The 14,386-nt window shown below is 41.7% G+C and carries 18 protein-coding genes; 3 read left to right on the top strand and 15 right to left on the bottom strand.

What is annotated here, in order from left to right; translation table 11 throughout:
- The first annotated feature begins 30 nt into the window (after positions 1 to 30).
- On the top strand, positions 31 to 1,239 hold the full coding sequence (gene ylbJ / locus FBF75_RS02180; RefSeq protein ID WP_048001591.1) for a sporulation integral membrane protein YlbJ: 1,209 nt from the start codon (positions 31 to 33) through the stop codon (positions 1,237 to 1,239).
- Between the two features lie 13 nt (positions 1,240 to 1,252).
- Here the strand turns inward: ylbJ and coaD are convergent, their stop codons facing one another.
- The 9 genes from coaD to FBF75_RS02225 form a co-directional block, all read right to left on the bottom strand.
- Complete coding sequence (gene coaD / locus FBF75_RS02185; protein WP_007499803.1) at positions 1,253 to 1,735, bottom strand: pantetheine-phosphate adenylyltransferase; 483 nt, start codon at positions 1,733 to 1,735, stop codon at positions 1,253 to 1,255.
- A gap of 3 nt (positions 1,736 to 1,738) precedes the next feature.
- Positions 1,739 to 2,296, bottom strand: coding sequence for a 16S rRNA (guanine(966)-N(2))-methyltransferase RsmD (rsmD, locus tag FBF75_RS02190; RefSeq protein WP_007499805.1), 558 nt, complete (start codon positions 2,294 to 2,296; stop codon positions 1,739 to 1,741).
- Between the two features lie 312 nt (positions 2,297 to 2,608).
- Entirely contained in the window at positions 2,609 to 2,881 is a 273-nt protein-coding gene (locus tag FBF75_RS02195; RefSeq protein ID WP_008345023.1) for a YlbG family protein, read from the bottom strand.
- A 65-nt stretch (positions 2,882 to 2,946) separates the two neighbouring features.
- Positions 2,947 to 3,396, bottom strand: coding sequence for a regulatory iron-sulfur-containing complex subunit RicF (gene ricF, locus FBF75_RS02200; RefSeq protein ID WP_017359375.1), 450 nt, complete (start codon positions 3,394 to 3,396; stop codon positions 2,947 to 2,949).
- Between the two features lie 57 nt (positions 3,397 to 3,453).
- Entirely contained in the window at positions 3,454 to 3,861 is a 408-nt protein-coding gene (locus tag FBF75_RS02205; protein ID WP_035392159.1) for a hypothetical protein, read from the bottom strand.
- A gap of 73 nt (positions 3,862 to 3,934) precedes the next feature.
- Positions 3,935 to 4,183 carry a YlbE-like family protein gene (locus FBF75_RS02210; RefSeq protein WP_017359376.1) on the bottom strand — a complete coding sequence of 83 codons (249 nt, stop codon included), beginning with the start codon at positions 4,181 to 4,183 and terminating at the stop codon, positions 3,935 to 3,937.
- Between the two features lie 19 nt (positions 4,184 to 4,202).
- Positions 4,203 to 4,616, bottom strand: a complete 414-nt coding sequence (locus FBF75_RS02215; RefSeq protein WP_017367184.1) for a YlbD family protein — start codon at positions 4,614 to 4,616, stop codon at positions 4,203 to 4,205.
- Positions 4,617 to 4,726: 110 nt separating this feature from the next.
- On the bottom strand, positions 4,727 to 5,770 hold the full coding sequence (locus FBF75_RS02220; protein WP_008345031.1) for a CAP domain-containing protein: 1,044 nt from the start codon (positions 5,768 to 5,770) through the stop codon (positions 4,727 to 4,729).
- Between the two features lie 122 nt (positions 5,771 to 5,892).
- Entirely contained in the window at positions 5,893 to 6,315 is a 423-nt protein-coding gene (locus FBF75_RS02225; protein ID WP_034646433.1) for a CBS domain-containing protein, read from the bottom strand.
- Between the two features lie 161 nt (positions 6,316 to 6,476).
- Here FBF75_RS02225 and FBF75_RS02230 point away from each other — a divergent pair, with 161 nt between their 5' ends.
- The gene (locus FBF75_RS02230; protein ID WP_008345035.1) at positions 6,477 to 6,842 is read left to right on the top strand and encodes a YugN family protein; all 366 of its coding nucleotides are present in this window, start codon (positions 6,477 to 6,479) and stop codon (positions 6,840 to 6,842) included.
- Between the two features lie 31 nt (positions 6,843 to 6,873).
- Here FBF75_RS02230 and ctaG read toward each other — a convergent pair whose 3' ends face one another.
- From ctaG to cyoE, 6 genes are all read right to left on the bottom strand, one after another.
- Positions 6,874 to 7,752: a cytochrome c oxidase assembly factor CtaG gene (gene ctaG / locus FBF75_RS02235; protein WP_008345036.1), complete on the bottom strand. Its 879-nt coding sequence runs from the start codon at positions 7,750 to 7,752 to the stop codon at positions 6,874 to 6,876.
- Positions 7,753 to 7,782: 30 nt separating this feature from the next.
- A complete protein-coding gene (ctaF, locus tag FBF75_RS02240) occupies positions 7,783 to 8,112 on the bottom strand; it encodes a cytochrome c oxidase subunit IVB (protein WP_003211520.1) in 330 nt (109 codons plus the stop codon).
- A 2-nt stretch (positions 8,113 to 8,114) separates the two neighbouring features.
- Positions 8,115 to 8,735: a cytochrome c oxidase subunit III gene (gene ctaE, locus FBF75_RS02245; RefSeq protein ID WP_007499822.1), complete on the bottom strand. Its 621-nt coding sequence runs from the start codon at positions 8,733 to 8,735 to the stop codon at positions 8,115 to 8,117.
- Entirely contained in the window at positions 8,735 to 10,606 is a 1,872-nt protein-coding gene (ctaD, locus tag FBF75_RS02250; RefSeq protein WP_007499823.1) for a cytochrome c oxidase subunit I, read from the bottom strand. The genes ctaE and ctaD overlap by 1 nt, the downstream gene beginning before the upstream one ends.
- 188 nt (positions 10,607 to 10,794) lie before the next feature.
- Entirely contained in the window at positions 10,795 to 11,862 is a 1,068-nt protein-coding gene (coxB, locus tag FBF75_RS02255; RefSeq protein ID WP_039168612.1) for a cytochrome c oxidase subunit II, read from the bottom strand.
- Positions 11,863 to 12,140: 278 nt separating this feature from the next.
- Positions 12,141 to 13,058, bottom strand: coding sequence for a heme o synthase (gene cyoE, locus FBF75_RS02260; protein WP_007499825.1), 918 nt, complete (start codon positions 13,056 to 13,058; stop codon positions 12,141 to 12,143).
- A gap of 389 nt (positions 13,059 to 13,447) precedes the next feature.
- On the opposite strand from cyoE, the gene FBF75_RS02265 reads away from it, so the two are divergent.
- Positions 13,448 to 14,371 carry a COX15/CtaA family protein gene (locus tag FBF75_RS02265; protein ID WP_025207284.1) on the top strand — a complete coding sequence of 308 codons (924 nt, stop codon included), beginning with the start codon at positions 13,448 to 13,450 and terminating at the stop codon, positions 14,369 to 14,371.
- Positions 14,372 to 14,386 lie beyond the last annotated feature (15 nt).

Consider the following 14,386-nt stretch of genomic DNA (forward strand, 5'->3'; position numbering starts at 1 on the left):
TAGATTATAACGGCAAGGGGCGACATCTCCATGAAAAAATGGAACACTCTGTTCATCGCTGCTTTTTTTATCTTTTTAACAGCCACTGTGATAACACATCCACAAGCCTCTTTGCAAGCATCGAAAAATGGACTTGCAATGTGGTGGGAAGTGGTTTTTCCATCGCTGCTACCTTTTTTTATTTTGTCCGAGCTATTAATCAGTTTCGGGATTGTCAGATTTGTCGGCGTATTATTAGAGCCATTTATGCGGCCTATCTTTCGGGTGCCTGGTGTCGGCGGTTTTGTATTAGCGATGGGAATGGCCTCTGGTTTTCCTTCTGGCGCTAAATTGACGACAAGACTTCGGCAGGAAGGACAGCTGACAAGAATTGAAGCAGAACGCCTTGTGTCATTTACCAATTCTTCAAACCCTTTGTTCATTTTTGGAGCAGTGGCTGTAGGATTTTTTCATCACCCAGCTTTAGGCATTGTGTTAGCCTGTGCACATTATTTAGGAAATCTCGCGGTTGGGGTGACGATGCGCGGATATAAAGCACGTCATGATGCGCACCTCAGAAGCCGAAAAGGATTTTTATTGCCTCCAATTCGAGAAGCATTCAGCGCTCTTCATACGGCAAGACTCGCAGAAAAAAGACCACTTGGCCAAATATTAAGTGACGCTGTCATGTCATCTGTTCAAACGCTCTTTATGATTGGCGGCTTTATCATTTTATTTTCTGTCTTTAGTAAAATGCTCGCTGTCGTTCATGTAACAGATCTTCTCTCTATCGGGATCGGCTCTATACTGAAAACGCTGCACCTTCCGCCGGAATTAGATCTAGCCATGATTGCGGGTCTATTTGAAATCACATTAGGAAGTCAGCTCACAGGGTCACAAGAGGTTTCCCTGCTCGCTAAAACAATTGTGGTCAGCTTTATTTTAGGATTTAGCGGATTCTCCGTTCAAGCTCAGGTAGCTGGGATTTTGGCAGCAACCGATATACGCTTTAAACCGTTTTTCTTCGCCCGTTTGCTTCACGGTATTTACGCAGCCGTCTTTGCCTTTTTGTTATTCAAACCCCTTTATGTCTCTAAAGCAGACATGGCGCTTCCAGCAGGGGCATTTGAAACAAGCGAGCAAGTCGTGATGTTTAGCAGCGTGTTATGGAATCAGCTTGTATCTGCTGGTCCTCTCATCACCTTGTTCAGTCTGATCGTGTATATTGCACTCTATTATCAGAAATTAAAAAATGGATGAGTGCACAATGCACTCATCCATTAAATTTCTCTTTCAGCGCAGCTTCGACCTCTTGCGGTACAAGCTCTTTGACTGATCCATGATATTTCGCTACTTCTTTAACAATGCTTGAACTTAAGAAGGAGTATTGATTATTCGTCATCATAAAGAACGTTTCAATGTCATCATTCAACACTTTGTTCATTGATGTCCCTTGCATCTCGTATTCAAAGTCCGTCACCGCTCTAAGTCCGCGTAAAATGACTTTCGCCTCTTTTTGTTTCGCATAATCAACGAGCAGTCCATGAAAGGATTCCACTTTGATATTTGGTAGCTCCTTTGTTGCTTGACGAATGAGTTCACATCGCTCTTCAACAGTAAACAACGGCTTTTTTGACGAATTATTGAGGACGCACACATATACTTCATCAAAAATCTTCGCCCCTCTTTTGATAATATCCAAATGGCCCAATGTGACTGGATCGAAGCTACCCGGACAAACGGCTATATTCCCCATGCTTTAATTTCCCCGCTTTCTATAGATCGTAATGCCAGTCATTCCGTACATTTCCTGCCTTGAGATATGCAGCTGTCCTGCTTCCTCTGGCAGTGTCACATCTTTATCATGCTCACACACAATGACGCCATCATCTGCTAATAAGGAATGCTCATCAATCGTATCAAGAAGTGCTTTCAACTTTTGATCTTTATACGGCGGATCAAGGAAGATGGCTTGAAAAGATTCTTCTCGCTTCACTACAGCGGCGAGTGCACGGTTTGCATCATTTCGAAACACTTCACTTTGATCCATCAGCGACAATTGATTCAAGTTGCCTTTAATCGTCTGAATCGCCTTCATATCTCGATCCACAAATATACAATGATCGAATCCTCTAGAAAGCGCTTCAATTCCTAAACCACCACTTCCAGCAAATAAATCAAGGGCCCATCCCCCATCAAAATACGGTCCAATCATATTAAAAATGGATTCTTTTACTTTATCTGTTGTTGGTCTTGTTGATTGGCCGGGTACGGCTTTCAGCGTGCGGCCTTTTTTTGTTCCAGAAATCACTCTCATTTTTCCACCACTTTTTCTGCTTGCATCTATTGAATATTGTTTGATGACAAAAAATTCAACATTATCTTACCATATCCACTCCACATGGGACAATGCACTGAATTCCATTCATTTTCTATGTATAGATCACAAAAGAGAGGGTCATACTACTGTTAACAGCATCTGATGTGGTGCTGTTGCCAACCGCGGAGAAGACTTACGTTTCCCCATAAGTTCTTCCTCCGGTTTCTCCTCTCCCTTTGCCTTCTCCTTAATGAATCATTAAGAATAGAAGGACCCCGCGGGTGATGCCGCGGGGGTTTTTTTGTGTCTTTAAAAGCCCACCTTATAATCATACTCTTTTGCTTTGTCCAATTTCGATTCGTACTCTAATTTAATAAAAGGTTTATAGGAAGGCTCAACACGTTTTACAAATGGCAATGAACTGAGCTTTGCCATGTGGCGCTCAAGATCATTCATATCACAATAAATCACTGCATATTTCATTTTCCTTGAAATATAGTGAACATTCCCAAATTTCCTTAGCGCTTTTGACTGCTTTAACGAATGCAGCCAAACGACCATCCCTTGACGTTTGGTATCCATCTTTTCACCTGCCGCTTTTCAATTCTTTCCGTTCATTATGTAAAAGACGAGACGTTCAAGTCTCGTCAAGATACTTTACAGCCACAGCTGCCTCCTGATCCACAGCCACCGCCGCATGATGATAGACCATCAAAATATGGGTTTCCTGTTGGAACTTTAATATATGCTGATACAGCTTGCCCGATTTCAATACTAATCTCATCTAAGATGGATTGAATCGCTGTTTCTGCTTTTTTGAAATCAACCACTGTATCGTGAAGATCTAGCTTTCTTTTGACCTCACGCATTTCTTTTGAGATCGTTCTATAGTCCGGATGGTATTTGCCGAACCGCTGCACATCTTCATATTGCTCTTTTACTTTTGTAAAATGGGCAATAATTTGTTGGGCTTCTTCGTCTTGCTGGAGACGCTTAAAGCAGTTGCGGTAATGTTCAGCCTCCTCCGACTGAAGAATCATGGCAGCCAATTGATTTGCTTCCTCTTGGAGCTCCACGAATTCGATTGTCGCATACATAAATGTTGCACCTCCAATTCATAGTTTACCACGAAACCTATGGATCAGAAAATGCTTTTACGTGACAAATACATCCCACGTCTCTCTTTTCTGCTTATATTCAGGGTGACGAGAATTTAGCACAACGGTCATTTTATGCTTTCCTTTTGAAAGGTGCTTGACCACAAACGCCGCAGTATACTCATTGCCTGCCCGTTTCCCGTCTACATACACAGTAAAATACCCCGCCTTCTTATCCTTTTTCAGTGGTGAAGGTTCAAGGTGAAAATCTTGAAGTGTACTTTCTATATACACAACAGATCCCTGCACTTTGTATTTTAAAAAGCCTTGCTGCTTCATTTCACTTTGCGTCTGCTGCATGACTGGTATTGCTGGTTCTTGCCTAGTTACTTGCTCTTGATCATGTTGACTTTGACATCCGGTGAGAAGAAAAAGCAATGCGCATATTGACAGCATCCATTTCATGTTCTGATTCTCCTTTCGTCTACTTTCATAGGATGCTCATGAAATAGACATCTTAATCAACTCAAAAAAAGCCTCACCCGGCTCCATTTTGATTGCGCATTGCTTGGAACATCTGAATCATCATTTCAGCCATTTGGACACTATTGCTCAACTGGCTCACACGATGAGGAATGGTTTTTTCGTAAAAGTTCATTTTATCTAATTCAAACGAAGTGACATTTTCAGGATGCCGCGTTAACTGTCTATACCAGAGTGGGCGCTGCCTGATGAATTTGATTCGATCCTCTTCGGCCATGACAAACTCTTGTACTTCTCTCCGCACCAAAAGCATCCCCTTTCAATTAATCTTTCCTGAAGGAGAATGGGTGCTGGCTGCCTCCAGATGAACCCTTCTTTGAGCCATTTGATGAAAATTGACCGAGTAAGCTTTGTAAAGAGGAAATAGACTGGCTCATTTTATTAATTTGTTCATTCATTTGATCAGCGTCCATTTTTTTCACTGCAGAAACCATTTTAGACATAAAATCTGCTTTTCCCGGTTCACTTTGCTTAGCGGCTTTTTCTTCTTTTGCTTCTTCCTTTTGTGTTTGCCGGTAAGGAGACCACATATCATCTTCCTCACCAAACATGACCCAATTCTCGTATAAACTTTGCCAGCTTTTTTCTTGCGTCTGCACTTCTTGGATTAATTTCGGATGGCGTCTGACGAACTGTTTAAATTCATCAATGGATGTTTGCTTTTGCTTATTTGTCATATCCTCACCCCCCATACAAATGCCTACTATACTATATACATCTGGGTCTATTTTGGTGAGCCCTTTTCATAAAAAAAACAGCCGCCATCTGTGCGCAGCTGTTTAGAGGATTAAGACGTTTTCTTAATGAAGTTTTGTGTATAGTACTTTTCTTTCACACCAACGCCAAGGTGCGTGTAGTCTTGATTTAACAATGCCTTCCGGTGACCTTCGCTATTCAGCCAGCCTTCTACAGCTGCAGGGCCATCAACATAATTATACGCAATGTTTTCCCCCGCAAGCTGAAATGCGACCTCGCCTCTTTCTAACCGATCTTTCAGCGTGCCGTACTTTTTAGATTCATGGGAGAAATAATGATGATCTTTCATGTCCTCACTATGCATGAATGCCACTTCAGAGGTTTCATCGTCCCACTTTAAGGTCGGTAGTTTGTACTTATGGCGGATAATATTGGTCATATCAAAAATTTGTTTTTGACTCGACGCTTCAATATCCTTCCACTTTTCGCCTGATATCGCCTCAGGTTCAATTAATTGACCTCGATAAACGACTTCATACGGCTTTTGTTTGACAAATGTATCTGCGTTAAAGGCTCTAATACTCGAAAGAGTGCTTTCAAACTTATCCATGTAGAGCTGGACATACACATCATCTCCCACTTTCACCGTCGGCCTGGTATTCATATCATCTTCTGAGAATTCAAAGCGATATGAATTTCCCTCGTCCTCTACATGAATGTAAGGAGCGATTTGTGTTTTTTTAAATACTTCACTTGTGGCTTGACCGATTTTAAACGGCTCAACATTCAGCCCATCCCCTGTCGCAAACAAGGTCACCACTTTACTGTCCTTTACCCCTACTTGAATATAGTGTTTCTTCGATTGATTGTATATCCACCAGTCATAATCATATGCGGAAGGATCAATGCGATCTGGTTCCCCTAGCTGTTTAAGCACTTCGTTTGAAGACTTCCCCATAAAGGACATGAGCCCTTTTTTCGGAATGTTGATCGGCTTATCGCTAGATGTTTCTTCATTAGACACCTTCGGCTCATTGCTGTTTTCTTTTTCTGGTGAAGATCCATATTGAATAAACAGAACGTACGTTCCAGATATAATCAGGAGGATGAAGAGTGTTTTCAGCACAGTTTTCAAATAAACACCTCCGTTAAATTGGCAAGGTACAAAAAGTACCTTCTACTGTCATTTAAACAAAACTTGCTCCATTTATCAACGACAATACAGCCTATTTAACACGAATTTAAAATATGCCCCTCCTAATGAAGAAATCCTTGGCCATGATCCTGGTCTTGTTGAGAGATTTCCGTCAGAGCATCACCTGCACGATCGTTTGATAAATCTTCAACTGATAAATCCCCAAGGGCTACGATTCCTGTTAGTGCCCCGTTTTTGACAACCGGGATACGGCGGAGCTGATGTTCTGACATCAACCGGACAATTTCTTCTAGGGTTGCATCTTCTTCAGCTGTCAAAACTTCCTTCGTCATGATGGCACCAACCTCTTGTGAGTTCGGCTTTTTCTCAGCAATACCTCTAAGTACAAGGTCGCGGTCTGTGACAATACCAACAAGCTGATCCCCATCGACTACTGGGATGGCACCAATGTCAGCATCTTTCATTTTGACTGCCGCTTCATACGCATTGTCGTCCTTTTGCAACGTCACTACTTTTTTCGTCATGATATCTTTGATTTTTTTCGTTTTCACGTTGATTCCTCCATCCGTTATTTTCTTTATTACTGTAACCAGCTTATAAAAGAACATACCTTTCACAGTTGAAAGTTTAACGCTTTCATACTATGATTGTCAGTAAAGGGAATTTTTATAAGGAGGGGTTTTGGGTGAAGTTTGAAGGTACGGGGATTGAAAAGGTATCAGCTGACTTAAATAAATTGGATTTCATTATGGAAAGTGAAGGATTTGTACGAGCCGATCAATGGGATTATGAGCGTGTGACGTACGACAGGAAGTATAACATGGTTGAGGGGACGTTTTACTTACGGATCTCTGGCTACGCCACTGAGGGAGATGTCGGCTCCAAAAAAGCCCACATCCAGCTGCTGACACCTTTACTTGGAAAACACTATTATCCGCATGGTGTTGAATATGGAGAAGGCGAAGATTTCCCTAAATCTCTTATTCAATCCAGCAAAAAAACGCTGAACCAATTAAAAGAAAAACTAGAAGCGATAACTGCTGAAGCATAAAAAGCACAGCCCCTGCGGCTGTGCTTTTCATTTATTCATATTTCGGAATGAGCGCATCTGGTACGGCATCTTTCGCTCTTTCTTTTCTCGCCCAGTCAAAGAAGACAACAGCAAGAATCGATCCGTATACAATCTCTTGAATGATTTTCATCAAAATAGCACCTAGCTGCTGATCTTCTAGCAGCGGCAATGTATGAAACATGTCAGGTCCTGTAAGCGCAAGACCAGCAAGCATATCACTCGGTACGCATAGGTGCAGTGCTTGTATCCATGCGCCGGCATCTGAATAAGTGGCATAGATAGGCGCTTCACTAAACATAATGAGTGCGCAGGCAGGTGTCATTAAAATCCCATCTGCCATAATATATCCAAGCTTTAAAATGCCCGTAATCTGCGGCTGACTTTGCACTTTATGGACAAGCGGCCACCACATGAAAAAGGCAGCGATAAAAATGACAACCGTCATCAATGCGTGATAAAACGGATCTGTTTTGACAAAATCGAACACAAGCGGAATATGATACAGCGAAAACAACCCGTTAAATCCGAGCAAGGCAATCAACGGCTTAGAAAACAAGCGGAAAATCGGCTGAATGCCCCGTGTTTGAATGATCCGCTCCCAAATCGCCGCAGGTAAACCTGTAATAAGAAGCGGCGGGATGACCAAATAGAGCACTGCCATTTGCGCCATATGCGCACTGAACATAATATGCCCCATTAAATCAATCGGGCTCCCCTTCACTGCATAAAGCAACACAAGCCCCGTGAGAAATAGCGTTTTCTCTTTCACCGTCGCACGGTGCTTGCCCTTCGTCACGAGAAGCAGATAAAAAGCGGCTGCTACTACAATACATGTCAAATAGTAAGGACTCCATAATGCACGAAATCCAAATATCTCTAAGTTTTCCATTGCTGCGCCTCCTTCAAGGGCAAAGCGAGCTTACCACCAAATAATGGTCAAAAAGGCTAAAACGGTAATAAACGCGACAAACACACCTGAGTAAAGAAACAACGCGGGTGTTTCATGCCCTTTTTGGTTCATGTGCATAAAATAATAAAGCTGAAAAGCTACCTGAATCACTGCAAGCAGTAAAATAAAAGGGACAGCGAACCAATTTCCGACATCTTCAGAGGCGATTGTTAAAAAGGCAACAAACGTTAAACCAATCATCAAGCCGAAAGAAATGAGCTGATGCTTCATTTCTTCGGCATTTTTCTTTTTCCGATAGACAAGATCGACTTTGGACTGATTTGTGTTTTTATTTCCCATTCTTATCCCACCATTCCCATTAAATATACAACGGTAAAGATGAAGACCCACACAACATCAATGAAGTGCCAATAAAGGCTCGCCACATAATATTTTGGTGCATTGTATAAATCGAGTCCGCGTCTCATATTCCGAATCATCAGAGCGGTGATCCAGCAAAGTCCAAATGCGACGTGAGCCCCGTGTGTTCCAACAAGCGTATAGAAGGAAGAGCCAAGTGCAGAGCTCGTAATGGTAAATTCATACGCATGCACATAATGATAAAACTCATAAATTTCTACCCCTAAAAATCCAGCACCTAAAAGAACGGTTACACCTAGCCAAAGCTGCATTTTTTTAAAGGCAAAGTTTTTCATATGATACATAGCATACACACTCGTTAAACTGCTCGTTAACAGAAGCATTGTGGCAATAAAGACAAGTGTGAGGTCAAACATTTCAGTTGTTGTTGCGCCGCCTGCATTTGAATTTTTCAGCGCCAAATAAGTGGCAAACAAAGATGCAAACAGGACCGTTTCTCCCCCAAGAAACAACCAGAACCCGACGAACTTATTCTTTCCTTCTAACGTGGCTTTCTCAGGAGAAGCCGGAAAGGTTTCCGCTGTCATTTTTTGTGGTTCCATTATGCTTTCACCCCTTTGTCATCGTCATCCGTCAAATCTTCTTTGTGAATATGGTATCCATGATCATCTTTAAGAGAGCGAACGAGCATGGTCGCAAACGTGATCCCAAGACCAATGAAGATCACCGGTAGACCCCAGCTGTGTTCTTGACGATACATAAAACCAAACGCTGACACAAATAGACCGAATGAGATAATGATAGGCAAGATGGAATTATTCGGCATGTGAATATCATCGAGCGGTTCAGATGCTGTCATTCCTTTTTTACCATCCATTTTCTCAATCCATAATGGATCAAGTCCCCGTACAAGAGGCAGCTGCTTAAAGTTATATTCTGGCGGAGGTGAAGATACTGCCCATTCAAGCGTTCTTCCATCTCCCCAAGGATCGCCCGATACACGCTCTCCTTTTGCTGTCGTCCAGATGATATTAATCAGCATGATCACAACTGCTACAAACATGAACAGTGCCCCAATCGTACTGACCAAGTTCCCAAGGTCTAGACCCTGACCTGGCAAGAATGTAAAGACTCGGCGCGGCATGCCCCAAAGACCGAGAAAATGCTGGATAAAGAACGTTAAATGGAAACCGACGAAAAACAGCACAAAGCCAATTTTCCCAAGCTTCTCATTCAGTATTTTCCCAAACATCTTCGGCCACCAATAATGCACACCAGCTAAAATACCGAAGACCACACCACCGATAATGACATAGTGGAAATGCGCCACAACAAAGTACGTGTCATGGAACTGATAATCCGCTGCTGCTGCTGCAAGCATGACGCCGGTTACACCGCCAAGTAAGAATGACGGAATGAACGCAACTGAATATAGCATCGGCGTTGTAAACTTCACATTACCGCCCCATATGGTGAGCAACCAGTTAAACACTTTAATTCCAGTTGGCACCGCAATCGCCATAGTGGCTACGGCAAAGATCGCATTGGCAATTGGACCAAGTCCTGTTGTGAACATGTGATGCGCCCACACCATGAATCCAAGGAAACCAATTAATACAGTCGCAAACACCATGGACGAATAACCAAACAATCTTTTTCTTGCAAACACCGGAATGATCTCAGAGAAAATCCCAAATGCCGGCAAAATCAAGATATACACTTCTGGGTGTCCAAAAATCCAGAACAAATGCTCCCAGATGATTGTATTTCCGCCGAGCTCTGGATTAAAAAAGCTCGTATCAAACATTCGATCAAGCATCAGCATCGCAAGTCCTGCTGTCAGCGGCGGGAATGCGAATAAAATTAGTGCAGATGCCACAAACGTCGTCCAGGTAAAGAGCGGCATTCTCATATACGTCATACCTGGCGCTCTCATATTAATAATCGTTGCAAGAAAGTTGATTCCGGCAATTAGCGTACCAATACCCGCTATCTGCAACCCTAAAATATAGAAATCCATGCCGTGCCCTTCTGAATTCAGCGTGAGCGACGCATAGGCAGTCCAGCCTGCATCAGGTGCTCCGCCCATAAACCATCCAAGGTTTAAGAAAATTCCTCCGAAAAAGAACAACCAAAAACCAAGTGAATTCACAAATGGAAACGCTACGTCACGTGCACCAATTTGAATGGGTACAACCGCGTTCATTAATGCAAATAAAAGCGGCATTGCTGCAAGGAAAATCATCGTTGTTCCATGCATCGTCATGACTTCATTGTAAAACCCTGCACTCACAAAATCATTTTCAGGGATGGCTAGCTGAATACGGATAATCATCGCTTCCAGGCCACCAATTAAAAAGAAAAATCCCCCTGCCACTAAATATAGTATGGCAATTTTTTTGTGGTCAACCGTCGTTAAGTAATCCCATAAGACAGCGCCAAACCCCCGCTTTTTAGCTATTGTACTCACCATGAAATCCCCCTCTTATCTCCCATTTGCCCCTTTTCATATCAATGTCTATCTTCACGTTCTAAAAACAGACTATATCTGACAGATGACTTATTCTTGGATGTAGAGACTTATTCGGGAGCTCTTAACAAAAACTTCACATAGATCGTATACCCTTTTGAATGTGCGCAACTTCAAGCTGCTCAAGGCATTTACTGTATTTTAAGACCTTTTAAATACTCGTAGAGTGCATCTGCTTCTGAATCATTTAGTTTAGGGTACGTCCCTGTCATCTTATTACCTGGTTTAAAGCTCTCTGGATCTTTCAGCCATGCTTTGACATTTTCTTTGTTCATGTCTTTAATTCCAGCTACTTTTGTCCGCTCTCCGAAGGTTGCAAGGTTTGGTGCAGTCCTTGCCGCCTCTGGTCGTTCATCTCCAGGCTCTACCGCGTGACAACTTAAACAGTTTTTCTCTTTAAAGAGTTTTTCACCCTCAAGGGCTAGATCTGACGTAGATGCAGGCTTTTTATAATCTGTCATCTTTTTCGTCCAGCCTAAAAACTCATCTTGAGAAAGCGTTTTAACTTTAAAGTCCATTAAAGCATGTGATGGACCACAAAGCTCTGCACATTTCCCATAGAAATATTCTCCAGCATCTTTCGTTCGTTTTGAGTCAAATGTTAAATAAAACTTGTTCTCGTTGTCTGTATTTGTATCAATTTTACCCCCAGCTGATGGAATCCAGAATGAGTGTTTCACATCAGATGCTTTCAGCTTAAAATAAACCTTTTGATCAGTTGGAACAATCAATTCCTGACTTGTCACAATCCCATAATCAGGGTATTCAAATTCCCACCAATATAAGCTGGCTCTTACATTCACAACAAGTGTTTTTTCAGGATCTCGTTTTTTCTTATCCATAGCGCTTGTATCCCCTAGCTCAAGCGTGTATGCCACAACAGGTACAACGAGAATAATGAGTAGAAGTATCGGAATCGCTGTCCACGTAATTTCGAGGTTACGGTTCCCTTCTACCTGTTTAGGAATCGTATCTTCTCCCACTTTAGAACGTTTGAATTTAATGATGACGTAAAAGAAAATGATCGATACAACAATAACGACAAGAACCATAATAAGTGTACTCAGTACCGTTAGGAAAAACTGTTTATCTGCTACTTCCCCAACTGGCTTGAGTGTTGATAAGTATGGTTCACCGCAGCCCGCCAAAACGAGCGTCAGTAAGAGAAACAGTGAATAAACACGCCATTTTCTTATCATAATTTGTCCCAACCCCTTTTGCTTGATCTCCTTTGCCTTTCGCTTTTACCTCTTATTTATAAAATCACCTTTCACCCATCCATAACCCCCGCCTCTTATAAAAGCACTTACATTTCCTCTTTTCATAAAAAAATGATGTTTTTACTCAAAATACCATCTATGTATAAACAGAAAGCCGCCTAAATAGAACTGAATATCAGGCGGCTTTCATAGTTGTAAGAAAATGTTGTGTTATAAGATATAGCCATTGTTTTGATGTGATCAAAGTGTATTTCACTCTAGAATAGTGTAATAATAATCATCGCAACGAAAAAGATCGTTAAGTAGTTTAATGAATAAACGAACATGAGTGTTGACCACTTCATGATATCTTTCATTTTAAAGCCCATAAGACCAATGACGAGCCATCCAATGTTCAGCAATGTGCCAAGTGCGACAATCGGCCATCCTAATCCACCTAAGAAAAATGGAAGCGGGAGAAGACATGCTGTCCAAATGATGATTTGGCGTTTTGTGACTTCAAAGCCGTAAACAACTGGCAGCATTGGAATACCTGCTTTGCGGTAATCTTCCGTTTTCTTAATCGCAAGTGATAAGAAATGCGGAATTTGCCAGATGAACATAATCATAAACAGGACCCAAGCCGTTGTGTCGATGGTGCCTGTAACAGCTGTCCAGCCAATTAATGGCGGAACCGCACCAGATACACTCCCAATGACTGTATTAATGGTGTAATGACGTTTAGACCACATCGTGTATAGAACTGCATAAGTAAAGACACCGATAAATCCAATCACTGCTGATGTAACAGTTGTCATCAGAAGCATAATCAGTCCAAGTACAACAAGCAGAATACCAAATGCATACGCTTGACCCGGCTGAACTTTACCTGTCACCGTCGGTCTTGTTTTTGTTCTTTCCATTAGTATATCAATATCACGGTCAAACGCATTATTAATGGCGCATGAACCGGCAATAATAAGAGAAGAACCAATCATTGTTAACAGCACAATATCAAGATTCCCAAGAAAACTCATATCTGTAAAATAAAAAGCAAGCCACATTCCAGTAAAAGTTGTAATGAAATTGGAATTGACGATGCCCATTTTAATAAGAGCAAGAAAATCTTTTAAAGCGGTTGTTTCTTCTATTTGTCCATGAATAGCTGCTTCCGCGGCTGTTTTGGAATTTGCCAATGTGTATAACCTCCCTTGCCCAAACCTTCAAACGAACGAATAAAACGTAAAATCGTTACAACTCTATCATACAAGATAAAGAGCTGTAAAAAAACATCCTATTAAATAATAAACGACAAACTTGAAGTTATTTGTGAACTTTTCGTGAATTTATTAGGATGTGCGTTTCAGAAGGCGGTGCAAAATGAAATATTCTCTCCTCTATTTCTATCAGACTGTCAAAGAAAGATCAAGCACTCTAAATCTGTAAACTTTGTGAACTAACATATCATTTTTTTGTGAACTTTGGTCATTATGAATTGCAACAGAACACGCATTTGGCTTAAACTTGAGAGCATGTGAGGTTTTCATTTAGATCAGAAGTTATTTAGAGAAGGTGAAATCATTTGATGAAATTTGCTTTAAGGTTATTGAGCGTTGTCACAACATTTGTGATGCTGATCGTTCTGATTGGCGGTGCGCTTGTGACGAAAACTGGCTCCGGTCTTGGCTGCGGCAGACAGTGGCCCCTTTGCCACGGTCGTTTCTTTCCAGAAATGAACCCTGCTTCCATTATCGAATGGAGCCACCGCATGTCAACAGGAGTTTCCACCATTCTTGTACTGGCACTGGCGGTCTTATGCTGGAAAAAAATCAGTCCAGTATTCCGTGAAACCAAATTTTTGGTCATCATGTCCATTATATTCTTACTGCTTCAAGCGCTGTTAGGGGCACTCGCCGTTGTGTTTGGTTCTAACGCACTTGTCATGGCACTGCACTTCGGTATTTCACTGATTTCTTTTGCTTCCGTTTTACTGCTGGCACTGCTTGTGTTTGAAGCCACCAGATCTGAAACAAAGCTTGTGAAGCCGCTTCATATCGGCAAAAGAATGCAGTTCCATATTTATGGGTTGATCACATATACGTATATTGTGGTGTATACGGGCGCCTATGTGAGACATACAAAATCAAGTCTTGCATGCTCTGTCTTCCCATTTTGTTCAAAAGACGGCGCACTTCCAGCGTATTTTAATCAATGGGTTCAAATGTCTCACCGAGCAGCAGCCCTTCTTTTATTCGTTTGGATATTTGTTGCGATGTTCCATGCCCTTAAACATTATAAAGAACAAAAGCAGCTGTATTATGGATGGATCATTTCAGCCATTCTGATTACACTTCAAGCGATCTCTGGTGTCATGTCTGTTTATTCTCATCTCGCACTCGGTTATGCGCTTGCTCATTCATTCTTTATTTCTTGTTTGTTTGGGGTACTATGCTACTTCTGCTTACTCATTGCCCGGTTTAAATATGAAAATAGAGAGCCTTTCAGATAAACATACAATCCCCCT

Origin of the sequence: Bacillus sp. S2(2019) (assembly GCF_005144805.1) — a bacterium.
Classification (GTDB): Bacteria; Bacillota; Bacilli; order Bacillales; family Bacillaceae; genus Bacillus; species Bacillus altitudinis.

Coding starts and splice junctions, on each gene's coding strand:
- FBF75_RS02195 (WP_008345023.1), bottom strand. CDS start 2,881: ATGGATACCAAACGTCAAGGGATGGTCGTTTGGCTGCATTCGTTAAAG.
- ctaG (WP_008345036.1), bottom strand. CDS start 7,752: ATGGAAAACTTAGAGATATTTGGATTTCGTGCATTATGGAGTCCTTAC.
- coxB (WP_039168612.1), bottom strand. CDS start 11,862: ATGATAAGAAAATGGCGTGTTTATTCACTGTTTCTCTTACTGACGCTC.
- ctaD (WP_007499823.1), bottom strand. CDS start 10,606: ATGGTGAGTACAATAGCTAAAAAGCGGGGGTTTGGCGCTGTCTTATGG.
- FBF75_RS02205 (WP_035392159.1), bottom strand. CDS start 3,861: ATGAAATGGATGCTGTCAATATGCGCATTGCTTTTTCTTCTCACCGGA.
- coaD (WP_007499803.1), bottom strand. CDS start 1,735: ATGGGGAATATAGCCGTTTGTCCGGGTAGCTTCGATCCAGTCACATTG.
- FBF75_RS02215 (WP_017367184.1), bottom strand. CDS start 4,616: ATGACAAATAAGCAAAAGCAAACATCCATTGATGAATTTAAACAGTTC.
- ctaE (WP_007499822.1), bottom strand. CDS start 8,735: ATGGAACCACAAAAAATGACAGCGGAAACCTTTCCGGCTTCTCCTGAG.
- ricF (WP_017359375.1), bottom strand. CDS start 3,396: ATGTATGCGACAATCGAATTCGTGGAGCTCCAAGAGGAAGCAAATCAA.
- rsmD (WP_007499805.1), bottom strand. CDS start 2,296: ATGAGAGTGATTTCTGGAACAAAAAAAGGCCGCACGCTGAAAGCCGTA.
- ylbJ (WP_048001591.1), top strand. CDS start 31: ATGAAAAAATGGAACACTCTGTTCATCGCTGCTTTTTTTATCTTTTTA.
- ctaF (WP_003211520.1), bottom strand. CDS start 8,112: ATGGGAAATAAAAACACAAATCAGTCCAAAGTCGATCTTGTCTATCGG.
- FBF75_RS02265 (WP_025207284.1), top strand. CDS start 13,448: ATGAAATTTGCTTTAAGGTTATTGAGCGTTGTCACAACATTTGTGATG.
- FBF75_RS02225 (WP_034646433.1), bottom strand. CDS start 6,315: ATGACGAAAAAAGTAGTGACGTTGCAAAAGGACGACAATGCGTATGAA.